Annotated in this window: 9 protein-coding genes, 1 other RNA gene and 2 pseudogenes; 3 read left to right on the plus strand and 9 right to left on the minus strand. The window is 42.5% G+C overall.

The annotated features are described in order from the left end of the window. Positions 1 to 184: 184 nt before the first annotated feature. The 4 genes and pseudogenes from CWC02_RS19100 to CWC02_RS21145 form a co-directional block, all read right to left on the minus strand. Entirely contained in the window at positions 185 to 1,267 is a 1,083-nt protein-coding gene (locus tag CWC02_RS19100; protein ID WP_138619808.1) for a DUF4785 domain-containing protein, read from the minus strand. 9 nt (positions 1,268 to 1,276) lie between these two features. Beyond that, a complete protein-coding gene (locus CWC02_RS19105) occupies positions 1,277 to 2,143 on the minus strand; it encodes a hypothetical protein (RefSeq protein ID WP_212751484.1) in 867 nt (288 codons plus the stop codon). A gap of 257 nt (positions 2,144 to 2,400) precedes the next feature. Next, positions 2,401 to 2,811, minus strand: coding sequence for a hypothetical protein (locus CWC02_RS19110; protein ID WP_138619809.1), 411 nt, complete (start codon positions 2,809 to 2,811; stop codon positions 2,401 to 2,403). After that, a pseudogene (locus tag CWC02_RS21145) lies at positions 2,808 to 3,334 on the minus strand (DUF8812 domain-containing protein); the annotation flags it as partial. The pseudogene CWC02_RS21145 and the gene CWC02_RS19110, both read right to left, overlap by 4 nt. A gap of 13 nt (positions 3,335 to 3,347) precedes the next feature. Here CWC02_RS21145 and CWC02_RS21150 point away from each other — a divergent pair. Beyond that, a pseudogene (locus CWC02_RS21150) lies at positions 3,348 to 3,473 on the plus strand (lipase); the annotation flags it as partial. Between the two features lie 798 nt (positions 3,474 to 4,271). After that, on the plus strand, positions 4,272 to 6,422 hold the full coding sequence (locus CWC02_RS19115; protein ID WP_138619810.1) for a TonB-dependent receptor family protein: 2,151 nt from the start codon (positions 4,272 to 4,274) through the stop codon (positions 6,420 to 6,422). 452 nt (positions 6,423 to 6,874) lie between these two features. Here the strand turns inward: CWC02_RS19115 and nagP are convergent, their stop codons facing one another. The 5 genes from nagP to CWC02_RS19140 form a co-directional block, all read right to left on the minus strand. Continuing rightward, on the minus strand, positions 6,875 to 8,179 hold the full coding sequence (gene nagP / locus CWC02_RS19120; protein WP_055198117.1) for an N-acetylglucosamine MFS transporter NagP: 1,305 nt from the start codon (positions 8,177 to 8,179) through the stop codon (positions 6,875 to 6,877). Between the two features lie 208 nt (positions 8,180 to 8,387). Further along, positions 8,388 to 9,554 (minus strand): FAD-dependent monooxygenase, encoded by a 1,167-nt coding sequence (locus CWC02_RS19125; RefSeq protein WP_138619811.1) that lies wholly within the window; start codon positions 9,552 to 9,554, stop codon positions 8,388 to 8,390. Beyond that, complete coding sequence (gene ubiH, locus CWC02_RS19130) at positions 9,551 to 10,732, minus strand: 2-octaprenyl-6-methoxyphenyl hydroxylase (protein WP_138619812.1); 1,182 nt, start codon at positions 10,730 to 10,732, stop codon at positions 9,551 to 9,553. The genes CWC02_RS19125 and ubiH overlap by 4 nt, the downstream gene beginning before the upstream one ends. An 8-nt stretch (positions 10,733 to 10,740) precedes the next feature. Beyond that, positions 10,741 to 12,066, minus strand: a complete 1,326-nt coding sequence (gene pepP / locus CWC02_RS19135) for a Xaa-Pro aminopeptidase (protein WP_138619813.1) — start codon at positions 12,064 to 12,066, stop codon at positions 10,741 to 10,743. 20 nt (positions 12,067 to 12,086) lie between these two features. Next, positions 12,087 to 12,650, minus strand: coding sequence for a UPF0149 family protein (locus CWC02_RS19140; protein WP_138619814.1), 564 nt, complete (start codon positions 12,648 to 12,650; stop codon positions 12,087 to 12,089). A gap of 194 nt (positions 12,651 to 12,844) precedes the next feature. Here CWC02_RS19140 and ssrS point away from each other — a divergent pair. Continuing rightward, positions 12,845 to 13,028, plus strand: a non-coding RNA gene (ssrS, locus tag CWC02_RS19145) — 6S RNA. Positions 13,029 to 13,053 lie beyond the last annotated feature (25 nt).

Genomic DNA, 13,053 nt, shown 5'->3' on the forward strand with positions numbered 1-13,053 from the left:
TTCTTTTCTCTTTGTGAAAAACAAATTGAACCACAGGGTTCGGCGAAAAAACGCCTAAACTCGTATCTCGCAAACTTTTTCGTCTGATAGCTGACGGCTGAAAGCTGATAGCTCCTTCCCCTAGCAACTCGCTAACTTGTTGGGCTTCGCTTAGCTCCACCCAACATACGATAATAGCTACCCTTTACTCCCCCGCAAACTTTAACATTCGCGTTTGGTCGGTAAGCTCAATATCCACCAGCTCATATGGGGCTTTGGCTACTTGAGTGACAGCAAAAGGCATGGTGAAACTATCATAGTTATCAATCTGTTTTGCTACTTCAACCGTCGCCAGTTTGATGCGCTCACCTTTATTACCTTTGCCAGTTAAGGTTGCACGAATGGCATAGCGGCCTGAGTCGGTCACTTGCACTGGCACCTTGGCTTGGTATTTGTTATTGCCAAGCGCAGTTACTTTGGCTTTATCCATACTGATGGTTTGTGAACTATGTACAAACGGCATTTTTATAGAGCGTTTTACCGTTTGGCCATTCACTTTAGTATCTACACTGGCCTCAAGCTCGTAGTAACCATTTATTGCGCCTAAGGTTTCAAGCGGGTAATTGAATACTGCTTCACCATTTTCGTAACGTACATCTAGTTTTTCGCCATCAGGGCTTGAAAGCGTTAACTTCACATCACTATCTTTAAAGCGCTTTTTACCCATACTAAGCTGCATAGCAACACGCTGTTGCTGATCTTTCACTTTAAATTGCGATTTAGCATGCAAAGCATTGCTCGAGCCTTTTTCAATCACATGCAGCAAGTAGGTGTCATTATCGTTAAGCGCTTGGCTTGTTCTTAACATTGCTTTGCCATTTACCTGACCTAGCTTTAAGCCAACACTGCCATCGCTAAATCCTGCATTTTCCATTTGCTCACGTGCAACCATGGCTTGCATTGGCATTTGTCTAAAGTTGTCATCTCGCACCGACAGTTTATCTAGCTGTAAGCCATGAGGCTTAAATACTTCGCCGCTATCAAAGCGTGCTTTTGGTGCAATGCGAATAAAGTTATCAGCTTGGTTAACAAAGACAGGCACGCCGCGCTTAAGCTCTTTACCCGAAACCTTCTGCCAATATTCAACACTGTTTTTTTCAAGTGTTTGTAGTTGAGCGCTTGATGCTGGTTGAACTTGAGGAAATTGATAAACCGTTTGCTCATTAGCATTTGCGGCTGTGCTTACAAGCACTATTGCAGCTGCAATTGTGGTTAACTTATTAATCATAGCGAGCTCCTAAATTCGGTTTTTAAGCATGTTTGGCAAGCCAAAACAGTTACGTCGACTTTGCTGATGACTCAAAGGCTCACCACCTTGGGTTCGTGATTTATCGGTAAACCACACCACCCCAGCTAACGACTGAGAACTGCAATTTAAAAAGCCATCTGAACAGCTGTCTAACCAGTTTTGTGTTACTTCAAGGCCCACTTGATTTTGATAACCGCCACAATAGCTGTCGCTATCCCATACCGCTGATTCAACATCACTGCCCACCACGGTTTCGAATCGAGACGGTAAACTTGGGCGGTTCGGTGTGCCATACAGCCACTGTGCGTTATACGATTCCATCCAGGATACTTGCTGTTGTTTTACTGCATCGCTGCCGTAGCCTAAAAGCCAACCCAAGCTTTGCTCAAACGAATTACCCGCAATAACCGCATCAGCCAACGGCGTGCCACCACTTGAAGGAGCCAGAGCAATGGTACGCGTGACTTTGCTAATAATATTTGGATAACGGCTATCCCATGTTGGGTTAGATAAAATCCAACGCACCACATTGCCACCGTTAGAATGGGTGATCAGAGTTAAATCTGTGATGTTTTTATTATTGATAAATGTAGTGAGCTGCCCTGCTAAACAGCCAGATGCCGCGTCTGCCCACATGTATTGATCAAAGTCACAATTAATGACCGTGTAATTACTATTATTTGGTAAACCTTGACGAACCGTGTCGACAAAACTGCCTGTCCAATAGTCATTATACGCATCGCTTTGCTGGCCTGTACCGTGCACAAATGCGACTCCTTGCGCAGCAAAAGCACTGTGGCTGATACCCGCTGCCAACATTAAAGCTGGCACTAGTGAGAGTGTTTTTATTTTCATGTGTGTTCCTGTTGATTGTCATTTTATCTATCAGGTTGGAGGAGTGACCTCCGACCAAAAACATAGACCAAACAGGTACAAAAGCAAGATTTAATTTACATTAATTTAACTTTTGTGTTTTTTAAGTACAAATTATTAGGTTTTTACTAGCAAAATGTGCTAGTTGAATATGTAGAATTGCAATACTAGGTAGATTTTAAGGCTAATCATTAGCTAGAAAAGCCCTAGATATTTTACTTTTATTTATAAATCTTTTTTTAATCCATATCTCTAAATTTACACACAGGATCTTTTACTGATTTATTTATAAGGGTAATTTGGCAATCTAAGTAATAACTAAATAGATCTAAAGTCACTGTGAAAGAACTTTCAGAAAAGGCGGGGGTCAAATAGTCGACTCCAGCAACATCAGTCCTTACATCAACCGCATTCCCTTGTTGATCGGTAAAAATACATAACTGCTTTTGTTTATCCATTCTGTCCAATTTTAGTGTAATACAAGGTTGAACCTCAGTGTTATAGCGCAAATAAGTAACAGTCTCATTTTTTAACTGACCTTTGATTACCTGAATCGGCTGGATATTGTCAACCTTCTCTAAACTCGATTCCTGAGAACAAGTTAAACTGGTAAAAATAGAAAGGGATAGTGCCATTGTTTTAAAATTCATGGAGAAACCTGCATTGTCGATTGTTTTACCGATAAAGTACTTGCGAACTTACTTCTCATAGCAAACCTCTGATAAGGCACTGAACTCCACTTAGAGCGATCACTGAATATAAGCTTCAAAGCTTTAATATCTCCTTGCGCGAGTGGTTTTTGTAAGAACTTTCTTGTGGCTCCCGAATAGTCGCCTCGATAAGTTAAATCAACAAAAAGTTCCAATAAAGAACTTGGTAATTGACCCCAATCAACAGCTCCATATGCAGCGACAGTATCTGCTGCAAAACAACTTTTTCTTTCTCTGCATATGCAATATTAAATAAAGATAGCTGTACATTTGGACTAATTTCATAGTCCAATAAATCGTTCTTAATTATAAAAAGCTCTGCCGCCCTTCCTTTAAGCCTTGAAGCTGAAGCTAATAGGTTTACTTCTATTAAATTAATACCTGCTTTTACAAGTTAGGCTGAAATAAGGCTAGCAGATTTATCTCTCAGATCATAACCTCTCCCTAGTGTTAAACCCGAATTAGTGCTAGGAACAACTTGTTATGTGTACGGCATTCACAGCAGCCGATTATGGAATGAAAATGCCACCTACACCTACGTTCTCGGCCACTTTGGTTTGCAAACCGATACGTATGTAAAACAAGTGAGTTTGATTCAGTAGGTTTGAGTTAGCGAGATGGTAGCAACGATTTTATATCACGTAGGAATGGTGCTAGGTGCTAACAGCGTAGTGTTAGTTGCGCCTCCCCTATGACTTTTTTCGGCGTTAAAACGCCTCCTACACCTCGCATCTCGTTCCTCGTATCTCGCAAACTTTCAATCTGATACCTGACGGCTCCAAACGTTGGGTTTCGCTCCGCTCTAACCAACCTACTAGCTAATGAGTTAAGCACTGTAAGCCGTCATTTATGGCGACACATAATCGCTAACATTGACGGGCTAAAGCCCGACCTACATCTTGCTTCTGTGGTTTAGATAAGCATCGCGCGAAATAAATTTCACGCCTACGGGTATGCATTTCACTGAGACTGCGTGCAGGCTGATCTGACTTATAGCTTAAAGCTTACAGCTCTGTTGTTTTAATCTAACTTCTAACCACTGATATCTAATATCACCATTTTTTCGACGTTAAAACGCCTACACTCGTATCTCGCAAACTTTCCCCTATACTTTTGCTAACTTTTCAATCTGAAAGCTGAGGGCTGAAAGCTGATTGCTCCAAAGTTGGGTTTCGCTTCGCTCTAACCAACCTACGAGCTGACAGCTGCACTCATTAAGTTTTACTTAACACCAAACCAAAACTCAATATCGTAATACAATACTACTGTATTCCTTATAACCCCCTCAATTCATGAACTTACAGTTCAGACCTGTTTTATTACAAATAGGATTGATTCGCATTTTTTTACATGTTTTAATTGCGCCTGTTAAAAATATCTAAACATATACAGGACTCACAATGACACCTAAGTTTATTGTTTCTACGCTTTCGACTGCGGTCGCTTTATCTTTAAGCGCTAATGCTTTTGCAAAAGATGTAACTAAAGAAGAGAAAAACTTCGAGCAAATCACTGTAATTGGCTCTGCATCTGCAATTAACGATATTCCTGGCTCTGCTACTTTTATTGATGAGCAAGAACTAGAAAAGTTTGAATATACTGATATCTCACGTGTTTTAAGTGCTGTACCGGGTGTATATGTACAAGAAGAAGACGGCTATGGCCTTCGTCCTAACATCGGTATGCGTGGTACGGGTACAGGTCGTAACGACAAAATCTCAGTAATGGAAGATGGTGTACTTGTAGCACCAGCACCTTACTCAGCGCCTTCTGCTTACTACTTCCCTACTATGGGTCGTATGGAGTCTATCGAAGTACTTAAAGGTGCAGCGTCTGTTAAGTATGGCCCACGTACAACAGGCGGTGTTTTAAACTTAGTTTCTCGTAGCTTACCAACTGAAGGGTCTAAAGGTTTACTTAATGCTGAACTTGGTAGCGACGGTTTCTACAAAGGTCATGCTTACTTCGGTAAAAAGAAAAACAATGCTGCGGGCCTTGTAGAAGTATTCACTTACGGTGCTGATGGCTTTAAAGATTTACCAGTTGGTAGCGACAACACTGGCTTCGAAAAGAATGATTTCTTATTAAAGTTTGGTTTTGACTTTGGTGATAACGAAGCACACAGCCTAGAAATGAAATTAAAGTACTCAGACGAGCGCTCTGACGAAACTTACATGGGCTTAACTGACGCTGATTACCAAGAAAACCCTTACCGTCGTTATGCAGCATCGCAAAACGATGAAATGAACACACAACACAATGCATACCAAATCAACTATGCATATCGTTTTGGTAAAGGTTACGAGCTACTTGCTACAGCTTACCTAAACGACTTCCACCGTAACTGGTATAAAGCAAGCAAAGTAAGCAGCAGCTACCTTGAGCAATACAGCGAGTTTGAAGCAAACCCAACAAGCGAAGGTATTGAAGGTATTGGCGTAAAAGCGAATAACCGTGATTACCAAGCGAAAGGCTTACAAACTGAATTCCATATCCCTGCGGGCAACCACTACATCACAGTTGGTGCACGTTACCACGAAGATGAAATGGATCGTTTCCAATGGGAAGACAAGTACACGCTTAACCAAGACCTATCAATGACGCTTACAGAAAAAGGCGTTCCAGGTTCAAACAGCAACCGTTTAGATAGCGCTGAAGCAACTACCCTATTCATTCAAGATGAGTGGTCACTTGATGCATTAGTCATTAGCGCGGGTCTTCGCTACGAAGACATCACAATCAAACGTGTTGAATGGGCTAAGTCTGATCCAAGTCGTGAAAATGGCTTAACAAAAGATATCAGCAACGACACTGAGATCTTAGTGCCGTCACTAGGTGCCACTTACACAGTAAGCGACAACTTAACGCTTCTTGCTGGTATTCAAAAAGGTTACGCGCCAGCAGCACCGGGTAATGCGGATCAAGAAGAAGAAGAGAGTGTTAATATTGAGCTAGGTGGTCGTTACGATTACGCTGGCATTCAAGGTGAAGTAATCTACTTTAACTCTGACTACACAAACATGCACGGTAACTGTACTGCGGCTGTAGGTTGTAGCGATGACAATATTGGCGACCAATACAACTACGGTGAAGTATCTGTGTCTGGTTTTGAGCTAAGCGCAGGAAAAGTATTCGCTACTAAAGCAGCTTCATTCCCTGTTCGCTTAACTTACACTTACACTGATTCTGAGTTCGACAATGCGTTTGAATCAGATCTTTGGGGTAGCGTAGAAAAAGGCGATGCAATGCCATACGTGCCTGAAAACCAATTAGCGCTTTCGATGGGTGCTGAGTTCTCAAGCTTCGTATTCGATACGCAAATGCGCTATGTGTCTGATGCTCACGCAGACTTAACAGACTCAGGTCGCAATGCAATCGACAGCCGCGTTGTATGGGATTTAGCAGCTAAATACCTAATCGACGACAAACAAAAAGTATACCTAACAGTAGACAACCTGTTTGACAAAACCTACGTTGCAAACCGTGCAAACGGCGGTATTCAACCAGGTAAACCACGTACCCTACAACTAGGTTACAGCTACTCGTTCTAATAAAACGACTTAGCGAAATATCAAAAGCCGTGTGATGAAAATCCCACGGCTTTTTTGTGGGTGTGAGTTAGCAAGTTAGTAGTCGCGATTTTATATCACGCAATTCAATGGATATTCACAAAGAGGATAAGAGGCGCTGCGCTTTAGAGGAAAGTAACTAATAGTTTTATTGGGTTACTCATTCACTTCTCATTGTCTTCTCTTTGTGCAAAAAATTATTGAACCACAAAAAACAGTAAATTACGCGGGGTAAACGCGCTGCTACGAATTCGGCGTTAAAACGCCTCCTACAACTCCCATCTCGCTAACTTTCCCTTTTACTCTTTTTAACTCGCTAACTTTTCAATCTGATAGCTGACGGCTGAAAGCTGTTAGCTTTAGTTTACCCACAAAAAAGCCGCGGTGATGGGCGTACCGCGGCTTTGCCTAACTTGAAAAATTAGTTTGCTGGGTTATTTCCAGCTTCTCATCTTATGGCCTTTTAAGGCGTAGAATAAAATGAATACATAACTTGGGATCATCACAATGTAAGCGCCTTGTGCGCCTAGGCCTGCTACGTTCCCTAAACCGATTAATAATGGGCCAAGTGCACCACCAGCAATGCCCATGATCAGTAAGCCAGATGCAGTGCCTGTTAAGCGACCTAAGCCAGCTAAAGCCAGTGGCCAGATTGCAGGCCAAACCATGGCATTAGCAAAGCCTAATAATGCAATGCATAACAATGGGTCTGGTAATTGTGGGCCACCAAATGGCACTAATAATAGGTTTGAAATAATGAACGAGTCATTGCTACCAAGTACCACTAACAACACGGTGATAATACCGGCAATACCCGACATTAATAATGCCGTTTGTTGGCTCATAAAGCGTGGAATAGTCAAAATACCAATCGCGTAACCAATCAACATACACGCCATGGTGTAAGAGGTCATAACTGAGTAGTCAGCAACGCCAATTTGTAATGCGTACGAGCCAATGGTGTCTGCGGCAATAACTTCAACAGCAACGTATAGCGCAATACCCACCACACCTAAAACTAAGTGAGGGTGTGCTAGGGTTTCTTTAATTTCCCCTTTGCCGTTTGATGTTTCGTCTTCATCAAACACTAAGTCAGGCAATGGTGCAAATTTAGCAAAGGCAGCAAATAACATGATTAAAGCAGCAATCAACACATAAGGCATGATAAGGCTATTTGCCATAATGTCTTTTTGTTCTTGCGATAATTTACCTGCGCCATCAACAACACCGCTTACAACTACAGCCGCAAAAATAACAGGCACAATAACACCCGCAAATTTGTTTAATAAGCCCATGATACACACGCGCACAGCGGCTGATTTCTCAGAGCCCATTTTAACCACGTATGGGTTAACAGCGGTTTGTAGTACGGTTTGTCCAACACCTATCATTAATTGTGCGAACAAGAATATTTCGATCATTTGCAGTTTCGCAGCGGGAATATACATCAGCGCCGATAAAGCCATAATCGCACAGCCAATCGCCATACCATTCTTATAACCAACGCGCTTGATCAGCATAGCCGATGGGATACCGGCAACTGTTACCGCAATATAAAAAGAAGAGATGATAAACGAAGCTTGTAACGGCGAAAGCTCAAGCATTTGCTGCAAAAATGGTGTAATTGCACCATTAAGCCACGTTATACACCCTAAGATAAAAAACATTGAGCCGGCCAATACCATTGGCAGCCAGATGCTTTGTTTTGTGTTGTTGTCACACTCAACCGTTGCTTCCATAATTGTTCTCTTAGTTTAATTATTTTTATTTGGTTGGAAACTAGTATACAACCCAACAGAGCTGTTTAATTTCCATACCAATCACAAAAATTTAATCATACACTAACAAAAATGACAGCGCTATCATTTTGCGTTCATATAAGTGCAAAAAAGCCGCAGCTAATTGCTTAGCTGCGGCTTAAACTAAATAGTAACAACTAGTTAGGTGTTATTTACCAATTGCTTCTTTTGCGAACAAATGTTTAATTGGGCCAAGGTTATCAACTAAGCTTAAACCAACACCACGTACAAGCTTTTTCAGTGGATTAGCGCCTGAAAATAGCTCTTTTAAGCCTTGCATCATAGCTATGTGCTTTTGTGCATCAAGCTTACGAGTACGTTCATAATCACGCAGCGTGCGTGCACTTGCAAACTCGCCTTGCTGATTACTTAATAGCTCAATTAAATAAGCGGCGTCTTTTAGGCCAAGGTTCATGCCTAAACCGGCTAATGGATGAATGGTATGCGCTGCATCACCCATTAAAACCACTTTGCCAGACACCCACTGCTGGGCATAACGCATCTTTAATGGAAACGCCATGCGCTCACTTTGCACTTCACATAAACCACATTGGCCATCGAGGGCTGCCATAACCGCTTTATTAAAGTGGCTATCATCAAGTGCTAAAAGTGTGTCGCAATGCTCAGGGCTTGTTGACCAAACAATTGAGTGCGTATGTTTATCTGGCAAGGGTAAAAACGCCAGCGGCCCGGTTGGTAAAAACACTTGGCGTGCCGTGTTGTTATGCTCATCGGCAGTTTTAACCGTGGCAACAATGGCGTGATGGTCATAATCTTTAAAAGTAATTGGCATGTTGAACTGCTTGCGAATAGCCGAGTTAGCACCATCTGCCGCCACTAATAATTTAGCAATCACAGGCTCGCCGCTTTCTAGAGTAATAAACACATCAGAGTCGGTTTGATGAATTTGCTGATAGCGGGTTTCGAACAATAAAGTGGCATTACTTTGCTTTTCAAGTTCGCTAATTAAAGCGTATCGAATAATGTCGTTTTCGACGATATGACCGAGCTGCGGTAAGTCGAGATCGTTATGATCAAAATGAATTTTGCCAAAGCTGTCTTGATCACGTACATCCATCGACGTATAGGGTGTAGCACGCTGTTTAATTATCTCTGGCCATACATTTAATGACTCAAATAAACCCTGACTAGCTAGGCTCAATGCGCTCACGCGAAGTGCGTAATCATCACCCGGTAAGGTTTGATTTTTACTCGCATCAATCACCACAACGCTGATATCTGCTTTTGCTAAACCAAGTGCTAGCGTAAGGCCAACACAGCCACCACCGACAATACAAACTTGTGCTTGTTTCATATCCGTTTACCTTGCTTAACCTGACCCATAAGCTGTTTTGCCAGCGGGGTTTTTAACGAGGAGAATAAATCCATTGAGAAAAGGCCAATGCTGCGACCCAGCGCGAGCAATCGTGATGAGTTAGAGAACAAACGCACTAGGCTGTCTGTGAGTGTCATCACGGTCGTAATATCTTTACTGCGAGTTTGGCTGTAATAACGGGTAAAGGCGTAATCACCAAGGTCGCTTCGGTTTGCCATATCACACAGTAGTTGCACATCACGCAGGCCTAAATTAAAGCCCTGCCCTGCAATTGGGTGAATAGCGTGCCCTGCATTACCAATTAATACTGTACGGTGGCTGCTCAGTGATTCTGCTTTACCATACACAAGCGGATAACTTGCGCGCATACCCACTTTGCTAAATGAGCCGCCGCAGTAACCAAATGCTTTTTGCAACGCAGCTAAAAAGGCATCGTCTTCAAGCGCCATAGTGTACTCAATTTGCTCAGGCTCCATACACCACACCAGTGAGTATCGGTTATTACTCATTGGCAACAGTGCCATTGGGCCGTGCTCAGTAAAACGCTCAAAGGCATGATGATGATGACCACCAGCCACTTCGATGTTAGCAATAATCGCCACTTGCTGATAAGCGCGAGTATTAAATTCAATATTAGCCAGTTTACGGCTTTGCGAATGAGCACCATCGGCAATCACCACAAGCTTCGCGCTTAACTGCTCGCCCGAGTTCAACGTAATATTGGCAAAATCGCTTTGATATTCAAGCTTGGCAACCGTATCTGGGCAAAACAAACTAACATCAGTACGCGTAAGTTGCTGATGAAGGCTGCGCCCAAATAGGTTCACTTCGACCACATAGCCAAGGGCATCATGACCATATTCTTGGCAATCAATATGCGTTTTACCAAAATGACCACGATCAGACACAGTGACTTTTTTAATCGCTGCCGCAAATGGCGCTTGGCAATCAAACGCATTGATTGATTTTAAGTACTGAACAGACTGCTGAGCCAGCGCAATGCTTCTATCATCAAAGCTTGGGTGATAGTCTGCGCTTACTTCATTTGCTTCAATTACAGCGATTGATAACTGCTTATTGCTCTGTTTTAGGCCCAGTGCACAACTTGCACCCGCCATTCCACCACCGATAATGACAACATCAAACTGCTTTGCCACGCTTGCTCCTAGCCTTTGTTTGCTTGCATCACTGCTTCAATGTCACTAATGGTTTTTGGAACCGAAATGGTCAGGTTTTCATGGCCATCTTCAGTGACAAGTAAGTTATCTTCAATACGAATACCGATGCCTTTATATTGCTCTGGTGCTTTTGCATCTTCGCTAATATATAAACCCGGCTCGATGGTGAGCACCATGCCCGGCTCAAATACGCGCTCTTTTTCATCAAGCTTATATTCGCCAACATCGTGCACATCTAACCCAAGCCAGTGACCAAGGCCATGCATGTAAAACGCTTTGCAGGCTTGGTTTGCCATTAGCTCATCAAGCTCACCGGTTAAAATGCCTAAATCAATAAGCCCTTGTGTTAATACCGTTGAGGCCAGTTCATTCGCTTTCGATAAACTACCGCCCGGCTTTACTTGGCTAAATGCTGCTTCTTGAGCTGCTAATACAATATTGTAAAGCGCCGCTTGTGGTTCGCTAAACTTGCCATTGATTGGGAAAGTACGTGTGATATCTGCCGCATAACCTTCAAGTTCACAGCCAGAGTCAATTAACACTAAATCGCCATCTTTTAGCTCAGCATCATTTTGTGTGTAGTGCAAAATGTTGGCGTTATCGCCACTGCCGACAATCGTGCCATAAGCAGGATGACGGGCACCATTCATTGCATAATGGTGGTGAAGCTCTGCTTCTAATTGATATTCAGTTGCGCCAGGTTTGGCAAACTGCATAGCGCGAATATGGCCTTGTGCACTAATTTCGCACGCTGTACGCATAATGTTTAATTCTGCGTCAGATTTAAACAAACGCATTTCATGCACTAAACCACGAATATCTTTAATAGTATGTGGGGCTTTATAGCCTTTTTTAGGTGCGCCGCGAAGAGTGCTTAATAAATCCCAAATTTTTGCATCAAAATTTGCGTAAGTGCCTTGTGCATAAAATAAAATCTGCTGGCCGTTCACCAAATCTAATAATTGTTCATCTAGTTCACTAAGTGGGCAAGTTGCGTCGAATAAGTACTCAGATTTAGCTTTTTCGAAGCCAATTCTACGGCCATGCCAAATTTCAGCTAGTTTGTCTTTGTTACGGCAAATTAGGGTACTTGGTGTATCGCTCGACGGGCAAAGCACTAAAACCGCATCTGGTTCGTTAAACCCTGTTAGGTAAAAAAAGTCACTGTCTTGGCGAAATGCATATTCAGTATCACGGCTACGTGTTACTTCTCCTGCCGCAGGAATTATAGCCACGCTATTTTTATCCATCATCGCAAGCAAGCGCTCGCGGCGGGCTTTAAATTCAGCTTTATCGATTGCAATAGACGACATGCTAAACCTCTGTAATTTGATTAGTGAAGGGTCTTCTTAGGGTTTTTATCTGCAGGCTCTTTGCCTAATTCAGCAAAACATAAAAGCGCAGAAACACGTACATACTCAATCACTTCGTGCAGTGCTTGGCTGTCTTCTTCGGTCTCTTCAAACATGGTGTCTAGGCGGGTAATTTCACTAAAATCGCTGATCACTTCTTTCACATCAGCAGATAACTTGCCGTAATCTTTTTGTTTTAAACCAAAACCAAGCATAAAACCCGATACCCAAGATACTAAGCCATTGGCTAAATCGTTCAGTGTTTCGTCGTCGCTTGGTAAGAATAGGTCAAATTGAAATTCTTCATCGCTGAAGCTGGCAACAACCTGAGAATACACATCAGCAAAAAATGCTTTTAAATCTTTATTGAAGGCTAAGCCATCATTGAATACATCGCTTAATAAACCTAAGTATTCGTCGGCTTCGATATTGATGCCACAGGCTAATAAACCACTGATCACACCATGGGCTTCTGCTGGTGCGACAAAAATTTCATTCTTTTCTAATAACAATTGGGCTTGTTGGTAATCAGGTAACGTGCTCATAACTTTTTCTTTGTTCGGCTAAGTAACGCCATGCTACCACTCGATAAATCGCAACTCCAATTAATTGTATGATTGAGGTCAAAAAGCAATCTGAAAAGTAAATAAGCAGTTAAAGGTGGGGAAAAACTACGCGAACGATCCGCTTTTTTTTATTCTATGGTTTAAGGATTGAAACTTGTCTTATATACTGAAGGTGTTCCCTAGGGTGCAGGAGCTTGGTTAAGTCCCTGAGCCGATAAATTTTATGTTAGGGTTTCTGTTCGTTTACTATTGTGCAAGCTCGGCATGTACCGAGAAGCCTACGGTAGACCGCAGATCCCCGCCCTGAAACCTCAAGGTTTCAGGACTGACACCGGGCACCGCATACTTGGGGAACACCAACAAGCTATCAGCTATCAGCTAT

This window comes from Pseudoalteromonas sp. S2721 (genome assembly GCF_005887425.1).
GTDB lineage: Bacteria > Pseudomonadota > Gammaproteobacteria > Enterobacterales > Alteromonadaceae > Pseudoalteromonas > Pseudoalteromonas simplex.